The organism is Streptomyces sp. NPDC005374 (genome assembly GCF_042872225.1).
Taxonomy (GTDB): Bacteria; Actinomycetota; Actinomycetes; order Streptomycetales; family Streptomycetaceae; genus Streptomyces.
In genome coordinates this window covers 264,913-280,194 of sequence record NZ_JBIAKA010000006.1, presented here as the reverse complement: position 1 = coordinate 280,194, position 15,282 = coordinate 264,913, and the positions used below count along the sequence as shown (strand labels likewise).

Sequence of the window (15,282 nt, the reverse complement as noted above, 5' to 3'; positions counted from 1 at the left end):
TCCCTCTCAGGCGTGGGAGTCGTCGTAGGCCAGGCTGTCGCCCAGTTCACGGGAGGCTTCGGCCTGGGCGAGGAGTTCCTTCGCCTTGGCCTCTGCGGCCTCGATGGCGTCCGAGCCGGCGACGAATCGCAGCAGCGGCTTCTCCTGCTGGGCGATGGTGAGCAGGGCGCGGGCGAGCTTGGCGGGGTCGCCGGGCTGCCGGCCGTTCATGCTCTTCATGCCCTCGATCCGCGGGGCAGTGCGCGGGGCGTAGTCGTCGATGGACAGTTCGGGCCAGGTGGTGGAGCCGTCCACGAGGAGTTCGGTGCGGAAGTAGCCGGGCTCCACGATCGTGGTGTGGATGTTGTACGGCTCCACGTCGTGGCGCAGGGACTCCATCCAGCCCTCTTCGGCGAACTTGGAGGCGGCGTAGGCGGAGGTGAACTCCATGCCGACCAGCCCGGCGGTCGAGGTGATGGTGATGATGTGCCCGGCGCGCTGCTTGCGCAGGACGGGCAGGACAGCGCGGGTGACGTTCATCGGGCCGAAGAGGTTGGTCTCGAACTGCCGGCGCATCTGCACGGGCGAGATCTCCTCGAAGTAGCCGGTGAAGAGGTTGCCGGCGTTGTTGATCAGGACGTCGATGCGGCCGAAGCGGTCGACGGCTGCCTGCGCGGCGGCCTCGGCATCCTCCAGGATGGTGACGTCGAGCCTGGTGACCAGCAGATCGTCCTGCGGCCGGCCCAGGGCCTTCTCGACCTCGTCGGGACGGCGGCCGGTGGCCACGACCTGGTGGCCGGCGGCGAGGGCCTCGCGGGCGATGTCCGTGCCCAGACCGCGTCCGGCACCGGTGACGAGAATGACCTTGCTCATGGGGGGTTCCTTTCAGGCGCCGTGATCCGGCGCCCGCTGTGTGCGGGGGTGATGCCCGCGCGGCGCGGACAGCGCCCCAGAGGGGGCTGGGACCGGCGGCACGAGCGCCGTCTGCCCGGACGGTTCACACCGCCGTGGGCGATGCACCACCAACAAAACCGGCTGGCACACGGGGGAGGGAGTCCCTGATGAGGGGGTCACTGACAGGGACCCCCGACCCGGCGGACGCGCTCGTAGAGTGAAGCGCATGGCAGGCAGAAACGACCCCAACGGCAGCAACCGCGACATCCGCGACGACTTCCGCGCGGAGATCCGGGAATTCCTCGGCACGCGACGCGCCAAGGTCACCCCCGAGCAGGCCGGACTGCCCCTGTACGGCGGAGAACGCCGCCGGGTCACCGGGCTGCGCCGCGAGGAGGTCGCCCTCCTCGCGGGCATCTCCAGCGAGTACTACACCCGGCTGGAGCGCGGCAACGCCACCGGAGTCTCCGAGAGCGTCATCGAAGGCATCGCACAAGCACTGCAACTCGACGAGGCCGAACGCGTCCACCTCCTCGACCTCCTGCGCGGCGCCGGCACGACCCGCCCGCCACGCCGCCGCCCCACCCAGCAGCGGGTACGGCCCGCGGTACAGCGCGTCCTCGACTCGATGGCCGGCACACCCGCGTTCATCCTCAGCGGCCGTGGGGACATCCTGGCCGCCAACCACCTCGGACGCGCCCTGTTCTCCCCCGTCTACGCCGACCCGGTACGGCCGCCGAACAACGCCCGGTTCGTCTTCCTCAGCCCGCACGCGACCGAGTTCTTCCGCCACTGGGACGAAGTCGCCAACGACACGGTGGCCATGCTGCGCGCCGAGGCCGGCCGCGACCTCTACGACCGACGGCTGACGGACCTGATCGGGGAGCTGTCCACCCGCAGCGAGGAATTCCGTCACCGCTGGGCGGCCCACAACGTCCGCATGCACACCACCGGCGTGAAGCTCCTCCACCACCCGGTCGTCGGCGACCTCGACCTGCCCTTCGAAACCTTCCCGCTCCCCGACGGCCCCAGTCAGTTCCTCCTCACCTACACCGCCGAGCCCCACTCGCCCTCGCAGGACGCTCTGAACCTGCTGGCCAGCTGGGCCGCGACCAACGGCGACATCGAGCGGTCCGCGTCGCCAAACGACTCCCAGCCCGCCCAAACGGGCGACACCCCCGACTGACCGACGAGCCACGGGGGTCGATCTGCGGCAATTGGGGCGGGGTAGCGGCAGACCATGATGAATGTAACGAGTGCTACATTCGCGGATGTGACTATCGAGGGAGCTGCCATACGCTGGGTGGTGCTGTTGGTGCGCCTGCCCGCCGGTCCCTCCCGCCACCGGGTCGCGGTCTGGCGGGAACTGCGTCGGGTCGGCGCACTGTCTCTCGGGCAGGGCACCTGGGCCGTCCCCGATGTGCCGGTGTTCGCCGACGGGTTGGCGCGCGCGGTGGAACTGGCCGCCCGGGCCGACGGGGAGGTCGTCACCCTCGACGCGGCCGGCCGCACGCCCGCCGATTCGGCACACCTCCGGGCGTTGTTCACCGCCGCGCGGTCCGCGGACTGGGCGGAATTCCTTGCCGACTGCGGCAAGTTCGAGGCGGAGCTGGCCAAGGAGATTTGCATCGCCAAGTTCACCCTGGCCGAACTGGAAGAAGAGGAGCAGTCCCTGGAGCGGTTGCGGCGATGGCACCGCGACCTGACCGCCCGGGACGTGTTCGGCACCCCGGAGTCGGCCCAGGCCGGCGAACGCCTCAAGCAGTGCACCTCCGCCTGCGAGGACTACGCCGAGCGCGTCTTCGCCGCCCTCCACCGGACACCGGAGCAGAGCGAATGACCCGGGCGACACCGGTACGGGCGGCGCCCGCCCGGCAGATGTGGCCGCTGTACGCGGCCGGGTTCACCACCGCCTTCGGCGCACACGGCATCGCCGCCAACCTCGGCGGCTTCTCCGACGACGCGGTCACCTCGCTGATGGTGCTCGGCGGGCTGCTCGCCCTGTACGACGGGGCCGAAGTACTCCTCAAACCCGTCTTCGGCACCCTCGCCGACCGCATCGGCGCCCGCCCGGTGCTGCTGGGCGGGCTCATGGCCTTCGCCGCCGCCTCCGCCGTGTACGCGGTGGCGGACAGCCCGGGCTGGCTGTGGGCGGCCCGCCTCGGCCAGGGCGCGGCGGCCTCCGCGTTCTCCCCCTCGGCCTCCGCGCTGGTCGCCCGGCTCAACCCCGCGGCCAAGCACGGCCGGGCGTTCGGCTCGTACGGCTTCTGCAAGTCCGTCGGCTACACCGTCGGCCCGCTGCTCGGCGGGGTGTTGGTGTGGGCCGGTGGCATACGGCTGTTGTTCACGGTGCTGGCGGTGCTCGGCGCGGCGGTCGCCGGGTGGGCCGCGCTCGCCGTCCCCGTCGTAGCCCCGCTGCCCAAGACCCGGCAGACGGTGCTCGACCTGGCGCGGCGGCTGGTTCACCCGGACTTCCTCCGCCCGACGGCCGCGCTGGCCGCCGCGACGGCGGCGCTCTCGGTCGGCGTCGGCTTCCTGCCCGTCTCCGGCCGGGCGGCCGGACTGGGTACGGTCGCCACCGGCGCCGCCGTGTCGGTGCTCGCCGCTTGCGCCGCCGTCGTCCAGCCGCGCGCCGGACGGGCTCTGGACGCCGGACGCCTCACCGCGCGCTGCGGCATCACCACAGGACTGCTGCTCACCGCCGCCGGCCTGGGCTGTGCGATGCTGCCGGGCCTGCTCGGCGTGCTGTCCGGCGCGGCCCTGATCGGTGCCGGAACGGGCCTGATCACCCCGCTGGGCTTCGCCGCGCTGGCCGCCTCCACTCCGGCCGAACGGCTCGGCCAGACCATGGGCGCCGCCGAACTGGGCCGTGAACTCGGTGACGCAGGCGGTCCGTTGCTGGTAGCGGCGATCGCCACGCTCACCACCCTCACCCACGGTTACGCGGCACTCGCCATCCTCCTCGCGATCGCTCCGGTATTCGGCCTCGTGCGACGCGCCGTAGCGACACCGTGAGCTGTAGCGAGTGGGAGTCCCGCACGTGCCTGACCGCGCGGGACTCCCACTCGCTGCCCATCACTGCTGGGTCAGGGTGACCTCGTCGCAGTAGCCGTCGCCGCTTCCGGAGACGAGGTGGCAGTAGATGCGGGCGGAGGTCACGCCCGTACCCGTGGTGAAGGTCGTCGACTGCTTCGAGTAAGTGCTCGACGTGGTCGACGCACTCGTGACGGCGCTGCCGTTGTAGAGCTTGGCCTCCAGTGCCGTCGTAGTGCCGGCGGTCTGGCTCGCGAGGGAGCCGGTCAGCCGATAGGTGGTGTTCGGCGTGAGGCCGGTGACGATCTGGAACAGAGAGGCCGAGCTCAGCGACGCGTTGGCCAGCCCGGCGGCGTTGCCGTTGGCCGCCGTGCTCGTGAGCGAGAAGTCGCCGTTGCGCCAGGGCACGATGTGGCCCGACTCGAAGTTGCCGTTGATCGCGTAGTTCCTGACGGGGGTGACGGCCATGTCGTCGCAGTAGCCGTTCCCCGTACCCGAACTCTTGTAGCAGTACAGCCGTACGGTGTTGTTTGTCGCCCCGGTGGTGAAGTCGGCGGAGACGAACGTCCACGCGGTGCCGCTGGAGCTCGCCACCGTTTCCAGACCACCGGTGTTCTTGACGCCGACGTTCATGACCTCGCCGGCGACGGTCGACTTCACCCAGCCCGAGACGCGATACGTCGTCCGGGGCGCGACCGGGACGGACTGTTCGAGCGAGGCGGGCGACGGCCCGACGCGCGCCGCGTAAGTCCCGGAGTGGGCCCCCGAGTTCACCACCGAGGCGGAGTTCCACGCACTCCACCCCGAGGTCGACCCCTTCTCGAAGCCGAGGTTCTCGTTGGCGAGGCAGGTCGCGTCGGAGGGCGTGCTGAACTGGTCGGCGCCGATGTCGGGCGCGCAGGTCGCGGGAACGGCCGAGCCCCAGTAGTCCTTGCCACCGTTGTTGGGGACGACGACACCCGCGCCGATGGCGGGGGAGGACGCGGTCAGCTGGTAGCCCGCGACGCTGCCGATGCCCGTGCCGCCGCTGTTGGGCGAGGCGAGCAGCGGATCCGCCGTGATCTTCCCCGGGTCGGTGGGCTCACTGGCCGGGTGGTTGCCGTAGAAGAGGTTGTTGCGCCAGGCGAAGTTCGAGGCGGGCTGGCCGGATGTGTAGACGTAACCGCCGCTGCCCAGGTTGTAGATGATGTTGTTGGCGAGCGTGAGGTCGTTCCAGGCGCCGGTGACCTCGAGGACGTTGGCGGTGGAACCCGACGGCAGGTAAATGGTGTTGTTGTAGAACGCGGAGTCCTGCGAGCCGTCCATGGTGATGGCGCGAAGAAGGTCGTCCTCGCTGACGTTGTAGCGGACCACCGCGTTGGTCGCGAGGTGCGAACCGCCGCCGCAGCCGCAGAAGAGGATGAACCCTCCCGCGTTGTCGTGGCTGTAGTTGTACTGGACGACGGTGCCGTCCTGCCCGTAGTCGACGTCGAAGCCCTGGCCGTCGGAGTTCCCGGTGTTCTTCTGGGTTCCGTACGCCTCGTTGTACTGGATCACGGTGCCGTCGGAGTCCCAGGCCCAGATGCCGGCGTTCGCCGCGTTGGGGGCCTTCGCCGCGTTGTAGACGACGTTGTGGTCGATGAGGGCGTTCTGCGACATCTGGACGACGATGCCGTCGCCGTCCGTGTCGTGGACGGTGTTGTTCTGGACGACGACACCGCTCCAGGGAGTCCAGACAGGGTTGTTGCAGCCGATGGACGGCCGGCAGAGCCAGGTGCTGGACATGTTGATGCCACTGCGGGCGACGTTGGCCACCGTGTTGCCGTCGATGTCGACGTCGTTGAAGACACTGGGAGTTGTGGTCCCGAGGACGGCGAAGAGGATGCCGGCGCTACCGTCGACTTCCTTCGACTGGTTTCCGTTGACGTCGTGGATGTTGAGGTTGCTGATCTTGTAGTGGTCTCCGGTGCCGTAGTTCTCCAGGACCACGTAGACGCCTCGCCGTGCGTTCGCGCCCTTCACGGCGCCGGTGTTGGTCACCTCCAGGTTGGAGATCTCCCAGTACTCCTGGTTGTACAGGTAGATCGCGTCCGTGCCGCCGCCCCCGGCTATGACCGGCAGGGCGCCGGTGCCGTAGGCGCTCATGGTGATCGATCCGCCTGCCGCGCTGCCCGAGCCGAGCGGGTGGAGCAGGCCGGTGCAGGTCGTCCCCCGCTTGAACAGCAACTGGTCGCCGGGGGCGAACGTCGTGGCATTCGGGCCCGCCAGTGAGTTCCACGGCGAGGAGGAGGTTCCGGTCCCGTTGGATGCCGCCGAGCAGTCCACGTAGTAGGCCGAGCCTGCTGCGTGGGCCGGTGCGGCCGGTGTGAGGGCCACTGCGGCGCAGGCGAGCAGCATGGTGACGACCGCGCCTGCGAACAGCCGTCGTATCTCTGCGACGTGTCTCATGGTGCTTCTTTCCGTACGACGTTGTCGGAAGGGGTGGAGGGGCTCGCCGTGACCTTGCGGAGTGCGGCGACGATGGCCTGCGTCGGAGCGGCCTGGTTCGACCAGGTGGCGACGACGTGTCCGTCGGCTCCGATCAGCAGGGTGTGGAGCTGTCCGTCCATGGGCAGTTGGGCGTCCACGGAGGCGGAGTCCGCGGCGACGACGAGTGCGGGCGGGAGGGCCCAGTTCGCCGCGAGGTTCTGGAGGGCGGCGTCGGTCGTGGGCCCGTCCGAGTCGGTGACGAGGACCCGGACGTCGGGGTACTGAAGCGCCACGCTCTTGAGCGAGGGGATCTGGCTCCGCGCTGCCGCCGCGTCGACGTTGCCCTGGTCGTCGACGGGAAGGGCCGAGACGACGGTCGGGCCGGCGAGGGAGATCCGGTCACCGTCGAGCAGGGTCACACGGGAGTCTTCCGGCACTTCGGCCCGGCATGCGGTGGCGAGCAGGAGCGCTGCGACGAACGGGATCATCCCCGTGCGACGAGCCCTCAGGGTCACCCTTCGTATCGCGGTCACCGGACCGGTCCTTCCAGAGGCAGGACGGGCGCTTCCAAGTCCGGTGAGTGAAGAACGCGCAGGCCATGCCATGCATCGACGAGCATCCAGCAACTGCCGCCCAACTCACGGACGTTGAGACCTTCGTGCTCGGAGCACTCGGCCGCGGGCCGCCGGACGGTCCACCGCCGATCGGGGTCTCGGAACAGGGGTCGGGCAACGGCTGTCATCGGTTCATCCCAGGAGTGAGTACGACGGTGTCCCAGGACACCGGTGTGCGGTGGTGATCCGGATGGTCCGGCACGCCCATGGGCCGGTGTCGGCGATGGCCCATGGGCGGTCGGCTCGTCGGCGTCGTCAGGCGGACCGGTTCGTCAGGCGGATCATGTTCCAGGAGAGCGGCGCGAGTTCGGCGTGCAGGACACCGTCGGTGACCGCCGTGCCCGTGACGGGCTGCGGGGTGACACGGTCGGGCCGGTCCGCGGTGTTGACGGCCTCCGGGTCTTCGTCGGTCAGGACGAGGTGCTCCACGAGGGTGTGGGCGTCGACGCCGCGCAGGTCGACCTTCAGGGGGAGGGCGTCCGTCTGGCTGCGGTTGACCGTGAAGACGGTGATGTCGCCGGTCTCGTCGTCGATGACCGCGGTGGCGTGCAGCAGCGGTACCTCACCGAAGCGGGCGGTGGTGTACGTCGGGCTGTCCACCTCGACGCGCAGGACCCGGCCGCGGCCGTACGCCGACGCCTGGGCGAAGGGGTAGAACGTGGTCTGCCGCCACGCCGCGCCGCCGGGCTCGGTCATGATCGGCGCGATGACGTTGACGAGCTGGGCCAGGGAGGCCGACGTGACCCGGTCGGCGTGCCGCAGCAGCGCGATGAGCAGCGAGCCGAAGACCACGGCGTCGGTGACGGTGTAGACGTCCTCCAGAATGCGCGGCGCCTGCTGCCACTCCTGCACGGCGTGCGGGTTGGGCCGCTGCTGGTACCAGACGTTCCACTCGTCGAAGGAGAGGTTGATGCGCTTGTCCGCCTTCAGACGGGCGCGGACGTGGTCGCAGGTGGCGACGACCGACTCGATGAAGTGCTCCATGTCCACGGCGGACGCCAGGAAGGAGTCGCGGTCGCCGTCGATCTCCTCGTAGTAGGCGTGCAGGGAGACGTAGTCGACCAGGTCGTACGTCTCCTGCAGGACCGTCGACTCCCAGGACGCGAAGGTCGGCATGGAGGAGCTGGAGCTGCCGCAGGCGACCAGTTCCAGACCGGGGTCGACCTGCCGCATGGCGCGGGCGGTCTCGGCGGCGAGGCGGCCGTACTCCTCGGGCGTCTTGTGCCCGGTCTGCCAGGGACCGTCCATCTCGTTGCCCAGGCACCACATCCGGATGCCGTACGGCTCCTTGCCGCCGTGGACGATGCGCCGGTCGGAGAGCTCGGTGCCGCCCGGGTGGTTCGCGTACTCCAGCAGACGTACCGCGTCCTCCACACCCCGCGTGCCGAGGTTGACGGCCATCATGGGCTCCATGCCGGTCCTGCCGCAGAACTCCATGAACTCGCCGAGGCCGAACTCGTTGGTCTCGGTGGACTTCCAGGCCAGGTCCAGCCGGCTCGGGCGCTCCTCGCGCGGGCCCACGCTGTCCTCCCAGCGGTAGCCCGAGACGAAGTTGCCGCCGGGGTAGCGGACGGTGGTGACGCCGAGTTCCCGGACCAGTTCCAGGACGTCCTGGCGCAGGCCGTCCGAGTCGGCGGCGGGGTGGCCGGGCTCGTAGATGCCGGTGTAGACGCAGCGGCCCATGTGCTCGACGAACGATCCGTACAGGCGCGGGTTGACACTGCCGACGTCGAACGCCGAGTCGAGGGTGAAGCCGGCGGCGGGGGAGGGGGTGGGCTCGGACATGACTGCCTTTCGGACGTCACTTCGGACGTGACAAGGGGGAGAGCGGGAGGGGACGGGAGGGTCAGAGCGCCAGGGCACAGACCACTGATGGGACGGGGACCGGCGGGTGGGGCTGGGTCAGGGTTCCGTCGTCCAGGACACGCAGGACGGCGAGCGAGCCGCTGTGCTGGTTGGCGACGAGCAGATGACCCTCCACCAGAGCGAGGCCGCGCGGCCAGGTGCCGCCGGCCGGGATCTCGCCGAGCGGCTCCAGGGTGCTGCCCGTTCGTCGGAACGCGGCGACCGTGTCGGCGCCGCGGTTGGTCACCCACACGAAGCGTCCGCAGGGCGAGGCCACGATTCCCCCGGGCTGGTTGGCGACGTCCTCGGCTGTCGTGGCGGGTACGGAGGAGAGGGCCGTCAGGATGCCCGTCGCGGCGTGATAGCGGTGGCAGGTCACGGTCGAGGACAGTTCGTCGGCGCTGAACACCAGGTCACCGTCGGGGGAGAAGGCGAGGTGGCGGGGGCCGGATCCGGCGCGCATCGGGTTCACCGCGACCCGTTCCAGGGTGCCGGTGCGGGTGTCGAGCCGGTAGGTGAGGACCGTGTCCGCGCCCAGGTCGGTGGCCAGTACGAAACGGCCCGCCGGATCGACGAGTACCTGGTGGGCGTGGCTGCCCTCCTGCCGCCCGGCGACCGGTCCCGACCCCTCATGGATGACGAGATCGGTCGGCTCCAGCAGTTGCCCGTCCGTGCCGAGCCGGTGCACCGCGACCTTGCCCGGCGCGGTGTCGCTGCCGTAGTTCGCGGTGAGCAGCCACTCGCCGTCCGGGTGGACGGTGAGGTGGCACGGGTTCGCGCCGCCGCTGCTCATCGGGGAGCCCAGCGGGGACAGGGTGCCGTCGTCGGCGCGGGCGACGGCGCTGACGGTTCCGGCCTCGGTCTCGTTGGTGCTGTAGACGACGGCGAGCGACGGGTGCGCCGCCAGGAACGAGGCACCGCTCACGGGCAGCGGCTCCACCTCGTCGTACGAGAGCTCTCCGGTCGCGGGAGCGAGCCGCAGCGCGGCGATGCCGGGGCCGTCGCCGCCGGAGTCGGGGGTGTAGGAGCCGGTGAGGACGGTGAGGGAGTTGGTGCGCATGGGTGTCCTGGGAGGTTCATGGGGCGGGGCGGGTGGAGAAGGTCTCAGCGGACGATGTCGTCGTGGTGGTCGAGCAGTTCCAGTTCGGAGCGCCGGGGCAGGCCCTCCCAGTCGCCGGCGGTGCTCACCGCGAAGGCGCCGAGCAGGGCCGCTGTCCTCAGCCGCCGTTCAGGGGGCTCGCCCGCGAGCAGTTCGGCGAGGTACCCGGCGGCGAACGCGTCTCCCGCGCCCACCGTGTCGTGCACCTGGACCGGTACGGCGGGCTGCCGGTGGGGAAGTCCGTCGAGGAGGGCGTACGCCCCGTCGGCGCCGAGTTTGATCACGGCTCCGCCGGGTCCCAGGTCGCAGATGTTCTTGGCGAGTTCCTCCGGTCCGTCGGCTCCGGGCACCACGAGCGCGGCCTCGTGCGGTCCGGCGAAGACCAGGTCGCTCCTGCGCACCAGGGGCAGCAGAAACGCCTGGGCCTCGGCCTCGTTCCACAGCAGTGATCGGAAGTTGATGTCCAGCGAGATGGTCACGCCGGCGTCGGCGGCGATGTCCACGGCCCGGGTCACGGCCGCGGCGGGGCCCTCCCCGAGCGCCGGGGTGACGCCCGTGATGTGCAGGACCGCGGCCCCGGCGACGACGTGCTCGGGGATGTCGTCGGCGGTCAGCCGGGCTCCGGCCGTGTGGGCGCGGTAGTAGCGCGTACGGCTGTGCGTGGAGGTACGGCGTTCCTTCAGGAGCAGGGAGGTGGGGGCGGTGTCGCGCGTGGCGACGGTGGTGACCCCTTCGGCCTGGAGTTCCCGCAGGACGAGTCCGCCGAGTTCGTCGTCGCCCACCCGGCCGATCCAGGTCGCGGCTCCGCCGAGCCGGCTGACCCCGATGGCGACGTTGGACTCCGCGCCGGCGATCCCCAGGCGGAGGCTCGTGCCGAGCGAGAGCGGGCCGGGTTCGCGGGCCGCCATGACGGCGAGCACGTCGCCGAGGGTGACGAGGTAGAGCTCGCCGGGCGGGGGTGAGGAGGTGTTCACGTGCTCGCCTCCCCGGCCCGCGCGGTGGCCCGGACGGTGTCCAGCAGGGTGCGCGTCCTCGTGGTGAGGGCGTCCAGTGCCTGCGCGGTCGGGTCCCGGTCCGCCCCGCGCAGCAGCGGGGAGCCGATACCGACCGCGCAGGCGCCCGCGTCCAGGTAGTCCCGCGCCTGGTCGACGCCGACGCCGCCGACGGCGACGAGGGGGATGTCGGGCAGTGGGGCTCGCAGTTGGCGCAGATGGGCGGGGCCGCCCGTGCCCGCGGGGAACAGCTTGACGGCGGCGGCACCGGCCTGCCACGCCTGGGACACCTCGGTCGGTGTCCAGGCGCCCGGGTAGCACGGGATGCCCCGGTCGGCCGCGTTGCGGACGACGGCGGTGTCCACGACGGGGGCGACCAGGAACTCCGCACCCGCCGCCAGGGCGTCCCTGGCCTGGTCGCCGGTGATCACGGTGCCGGCACCCACCGCGACGTCCGGGCCGAGTTCCGCGCGGACGGCGGCCAGCGCGTCGAGCGCTCCGGGGGTGGTCAGGGTGATCTCCAGGCAGGTGACCCCGCCGGACGCCAGGGCCCGGGCCACCGCGGGCAGCCCGGAGGCGTCGGCCGACCTCAGGATGGCCATGACCCGTGTCCGGCCGAGCTGCGGGGTGAGTGCGGGACGCTCGGTCATGACCCCACCGCCGTGGGGGAGTTGAGGCTTCCCTGGGTGTCGGTCATGCGGGTTCCTTTGCTGGCGGGTGCGTCGGTGACGCGGAGGGGAGGAGCGTCGGCGACGCGGATCTGAGGTGCTGCGCAGGGGCGGATCAGCGCGTGCGGCGGTGCGGGGCGATCACTTGAGTCCGGAGGTGGCGGAGCTGGTGACGAAGCCCCGCTGCAGGATGAGGAACAACGCCAGCACCGGAACGACGTACATCACGGCGCCGGCGGCGACCAGGTTCTGCAGCGGTGAGCCGTGCTGGTTCACGTAGCCGTAGGCGAGCTTGACCGCGAGCGTGGTGTGGGCGTCGTCCAGCAGCAGGGCGGGCGCGATGTAGTCGCCCCAGGTCCAGCTGAAGGACAGGATCAGGCTGGTGGCGATGACCGGCCAGGACTGCGGCAGGAAGATCCGCCAGAAGATGCGGATCTGCCCGCAGCCGTCCACGATCGCTGCCTCCTCGAGTTCCTTGGGCATGTTCGAGAAGAACTGCCGGAACAGGAAGATCAGATACGGGGCGCCGCACAGGCCCCACAGCACCCACGGCACGTAGGTGTTGGTGAGATGGATCTTGGCGAACAGCAGATAGGTCGGGATGAGGGTGAGGACCTGCGGCAGCATCATCGTCGACAGCAGCACGGAGAAGATCAGTCGCTTGCCGGGCGCCTGGAGACGGGCGAAGCCGTAGCCGGCCCACGCCGAGGCCAGGGTGACCAGGACGGCGTAAATGGTGGCGATCGTCAGGGAGTTGCGGGCATAGCCGAGGTAGTCGATCTCGGTCAGGGCACCCCGGAAGTTGCTCAGGCTGGGGTGGTGCGGCCACCAGTGGATGGGCAGCGCGCGCAGCTCGGAGGGATCCTTCAGAGCGGTTTCCAGCAGCCAGGCGAACGGGCCGAGGAACAGGACGAGGGCGCCGACCAGCAATACGTAGACGGCACTTCTGCGGGGGAACACCATCACTTGCCTCCGATCGTGCGCGGCCGGGAGGCCTTGTCCGCCTCCGGGGCGACGGAGTAGAAGACCGCGCCCTTGCTGAGCCTGAAGACGAGGAAGGTGATCGCGACGATGATCAGGAACAGCACCCAGAGCATCGCCGAGGCGTATCCGTAGCGGCCGTTGGCGAAGTACTGGGCGAACACGTGGATCATGAACAGGTAGTTGCCCTCGGGGACGGCCGTGACGCCCCTGGGGGTGGGGTCGAGGGAGATGAGCAGCGGCAGGAAGCTCTGTACGGCGGCGATGATGCCGGTGATGACCTGGAAGAACAGCACCGGGGACAGCATCGGGACGGTGATCTTGTAGAAGGACTGCCAGGCGTTCGCCCCGTCCATGCGGGCGGCCTCGTGGAGCTCCTTGGGGATGTCCTGGAGCCCCGCCAGCGAGATGATCATGGCGTTGCCGCAGCCCCACAGCATCAGGGTGACCAGGACCCAGCGGGCGTAGGGGTCCATCAGCCAGGCAACGCCGTTGATGTCCAGGGCGTCCAGGACGCCGTTGGCGGCGCCCGAGTCCCGGTCGAAGATCAGCTTGAAGGTGAGGGCGGCGCCGACCGGCGGCACGACCGCGGGCAGGTACAGCAGGGTGCGGAACAGCCCGCGGGCCCGGATCGGCTGGTTGACCAGCACCGCGAGGAACAGTCCCGCCGCGATGCTCAGCGGCACGGTGATCGCGGTGAAGACGCCGGTGCGGGCCAGGGAGGACAGCGTCTCCGGGTCGGTCAGGACCTCCCGGTAGTTGTCCAGGCCGACGAAGCGGGAGTTGTTCGACAGTCCGTCGGAGTTGGTCAGGCTCAGCCACAGCGCGTAGCCGAGCGGGAAGGCCGTCAGGGTGAGGAAGCCCAGCACCCAGGGTCCGGCGAACACGTAGAAGGAGATGGCCCGGCGGGTGGTCAGTGAGGTGCGCCGGCGTCCGGGGCGCGCGTGGGTGCGGGGCCCGGGCCGGGCGGGCGTCTCCCCGGAGGGGGACGGCGCGCCCGGCGCGGTGATCTGTCCGGTGCTCACCCCACGAGCTCCTTGCCCTGGGCGAGCGCCTGGTTCATCCGGGAGTTGAGCGTGTCGGCGACCTTGCCCGCCGACGTCCCGGACTTCACGGCATCCGGCAGGACCTTGTTGAGCACACCCTCCAGGGCGGCCTGCTGGGCGTACGGGGTGAAGCTGAGGACGGAGAAGTGCGGCAGCTCCTGCTCCTGCACCTGGAAGGCCTGCTTCTGGAAGGCGTTGGTCTGCGGCATGTTCGCGCGCAGCGACTTCAGCGAGGGGATGCCCCAGCCGCTGGCCGCGCGCTCCTGGGCGGGCTTGCCGCCGAAGTACCACTCGAAGAACTTCCAGGACGCGTCCTTGTTCTTGGCGTCCTTCGGGATCCAGAAGCCGGTGGCGCCGAAGCAGGAACTGACGCGGTGGCCGCCGAACTGCGGGGCGGGCGCGAAGCGGGAGACCTCGGCGAGCTTGGGGTCGGAGCCGATCTGTCCGCCGAACCAGTAGCCGTTGCAGCTCATGGCCATGCGCCCGGCCCCGTAGGTGGGGCCGTCCCAGCCGTCCGGGTTGGGGTTGACGACGTTCGGGCCTATGTCGGCCTTGGCGTAGTCCAGGTACCACCGCAGCGCCTTGAGCGCCTCCGGGGAGGAGAAGTCCACCGTGGCCAGGTCCTCGGCGAAGAGACTGCCGCCGGCGGAGGCGGTCATGCCCATGAGCTGGGGGAAGACACCCATGCCGGTGGCATTCAGGCCGTACACCTTCACCTTGCCAAGGCGGCGCTTGACCAGCTTCTTGCCCAGGTCCAGCCACTCGTCGTAGGAGACCGGTTCGGTCGCGCTGGGCGCGTCCAGCTTGGCGGCCTCGAACAGGTCGGTGCGGTACCAGAACATGGAGTCCTGGGAGTAGTCCTTGGCCATGCCGTAGCGGGGTCCGGCGCCCTGCTTCTTGCCGTCGTAGCGCCACACGTCGTTGACGGGGTCGAGGTCGGAGGCCTTCAGTGCCGAGCTCTTGGCGAAGTACGGGTCCAGGTCCGTCATCAGGCCGCGGGCGGCGAAGTACGGGGTCTCGGTCGCGCCGAAACCGCGGACCACGTCCGGCGGGTTCTTGGCGGCCAGCATGGAGTTGAGCTTGGTGGGGTCCCAGGTGATGACGTTGAGGTTCATCCCCAGCGCCGCTTCGGCAGCCGCGAGGGTCTTCTTGTCCCACTCGTTCTGCACCGTCATCACGGTGAGCGTCGTCTTGCCGCTCCCGGATCCCCCCGTGCCGTTGCTGACGGAGCCGGCGCAGGCGGACAGACCGGTGGCGGCGAGCGCGGTTCCGGCGGAGAGGGCGAGGAAGCGCCGTCTGTCGAGGGACGTGGACATGGGCATGGTGATTGCCTTTCGTGGCGGGGACACGCGCGGTTGCGAGACGCGCGGTGACGGCACGCAGAGCGGCCGTGGGACGTAGGGCGAAGTCCATGGCGGCATGAGGGGCTGCCGCGTGAAGCGAGCGGACGAGCACGGCTGCCGGTGGTGCACCGGCATGCTCGGGGGTGGTGCGAGATGCCCTGAGCCGGGCGCAGCTGTCTGCGTGGACAGTGCGGGCACGGTTGTCAGGGGACCGTGAGTGCGACGGTGGTCGCGTGCACGGTGAGGCCCGAGGGTGACTCCTCGGCCACGGCTGACGAGGAGTCAACTGTGGCCGATATCTAGCCAAATCGATATGACCGGTTTAGGGGCTTCTGCTCAG

Annotated in this window: 13 protein-coding genes; 3 read left to right on the top strand and 10 right to left on the bottom strand. The window is 70.3% G+C overall.

Annotation, left to right across the window (positions count from 1 at the left end):
- Nucleotides 1-6 precede the first annotated feature (6 nt).
- Nucleotides 7-852, bottom strand: coding sequence for an SDR family oxidoreductase (locus ACFYRX_RS17495; protein WP_389100415.1), 846 nt, complete (start codon nt 850-852; stop codon nt 7-9).
- A gap of 247 nt (nt 853-1,099) precedes the next feature.
- On the opposite strand from ACFYRX_RS17495, the gene ACFYRX_RS17490 reads away from it, so the two are divergent.
- The 3 genes from ACFYRX_RS17490 to ACFYRX_RS17480 are packed head-to-tail and all read left to right on the top strand — an operon-like array spanning nt 1,100 to nt 3,888.
- A complete protein-coding gene (locus tag ACFYRX_RS17490; RefSeq protein ID WP_389100413.1) occupies nt 1,100-2,059 on the top strand; it encodes a helix-turn-helix transcriptional regulator in 960 nt (319 codons plus the stop codon).
- Between the two features lie 57 nt (nt 2,060-2,116).
- A complete protein-coding gene (locus ACFYRX_RS17485; RefSeq protein ID WP_389100845.1) occupies nt 2,117-2,713 on the top strand; it encodes a Chromate resistance protein ChrB in 597 nt (198 codons plus the stop codon).
- On the top strand, nt 2,710-3,888 hold the full coding sequence (locus tag ACFYRX_RS17480) for an MFS transporter (protein ID WP_389100411.1): 1,179 nt from the start codon (nt 2,710-2,712) through the stop codon (nt 3,886-3,888). The genes ACFYRX_RS17485 and ACFYRX_RS17480 overlap by 4 nt, the downstream gene beginning before the upstream one ends.
- 60 nt (nt 3,889-3,948) lie before the next feature.
- Here the strand turns inward: ACFYRX_RS17480 and ACFYRX_RS17475 are convergent, their stop codons facing one another.
- From ACFYRX_RS17475 to ACFYRX_RS17435, 9 genes are all read right to left on the bottom strand, one after another.
- On the bottom strand, nt 3,949-6,333 hold the full coding sequence (locus ACFYRX_RS17475; protein ID WP_389100409.1) for a carbohydrate binding domain-containing protein: 2,385 nt from the start codon (nt 6,331-6,333) through the stop codon (nt 3,949-3,951).
- A complete protein-coding gene (locus ACFYRX_RS17470) occupies nt 6,330-6,887 on the bottom strand; it encodes a hypothetical protein (protein ID WP_389100407.1) in 558 nt (185 codons plus the stop codon). Before ACFYRX_RS17470 ends, ACFYRX_RS17475 begins: the two co-directional genes overlap by 4 nt.
- 336 nt (nt 6,888-7,223) lie before the next feature.
- Nucleotides 7,224-8,753 carry an alpha-N-arabinofuranosidase gene (locus ACFYRX_RS17465; RefSeq protein ID WP_389100405.1) on the bottom strand — a complete coding sequence of 510 codons (1,530 nt, stop codon included), beginning with the start codon at nt 8,751-8,753 and terminating at the stop codon, nt 7,224-7,226.
- A 61-nt stretch (nt 8,754-8,814) separates the two neighbouring features.
- The gene (locus tag ACFYRX_RS17460) at nt 8,815-9,873 is read right to left on the bottom strand and encodes a lactonase family protein (RefSeq protein ID WP_389100403.1); all 1,059 of its coding nucleotides are present in this window, start codon (nt 9,871-9,873) and stop codon (nt 8,815-8,817) included.
- A 44-nt stretch (nt 9,874-9,917) separates the two neighbouring features.
- A complete protein-coding gene (locus tag ACFYRX_RS17455; protein ID WP_389100401.1) occupies nt 9,918-10,886 on the bottom strand; it encodes a sugar kinase in 969 nt (322 codons plus the stop codon).
- Nucleotides 10,883-11,554, bottom strand: a complete 672-nt coding sequence (locus ACFYRX_RS17450; RefSeq protein WP_389100399.1) for a bifunctional 4-hydroxy-2-oxoglutarate aldolase/2-dehydro-3-deoxy-phosphogluconate aldolase — start codon at nt 11,552-11,554, stop codon at nt 10,883-10,885. The genes ACFYRX_RS17455 and ACFYRX_RS17450 overlap by 4 nt, the downstream gene beginning before the upstream one ends.
- A 159-nt stretch (nt 11,555-11,713) precedes the next feature.
- Nucleotides 11,714-12,535, bottom strand: coding sequence for a carbohydrate ABC transporter permease (locus ACFYRX_RS17445; RefSeq protein WP_389100397.1), 822 nt, complete (start codon nt 12,533-12,535; stop codon nt 11,714-11,716).
- Nucleotides 12,535-13,578 carry a carbohydrate ABC transporter permease gene (locus tag ACFYRX_RS17440; RefSeq protein ID WP_389100395.1) on the bottom strand — a complete coding sequence of 348 codons (1,044 nt, stop codon included), beginning with the start codon at nt 13,576-13,578 and terminating at the stop codon, nt 12,535-12,537. The genes ACFYRX_RS17445 and ACFYRX_RS17440 overlap by 1 nt, the downstream gene beginning before the upstream one ends.
- Nucleotides 13,575-14,921 (bottom strand): extracellular solute-binding protein, encoded by a 1,347-nt coding sequence (locus tag ACFYRX_RS17435; protein WP_389100393.1) that lies wholly within the window; start codon nt 14,919-14,921, stop codon nt 13,575-13,577. Before ACFYRX_RS17435 ends, ACFYRX_RS17440 begins: the two co-directional genes overlap by 4 nt.
- Between the last annotated feature and the right edge of the window lie 361 nt (nt 14,922-15,282).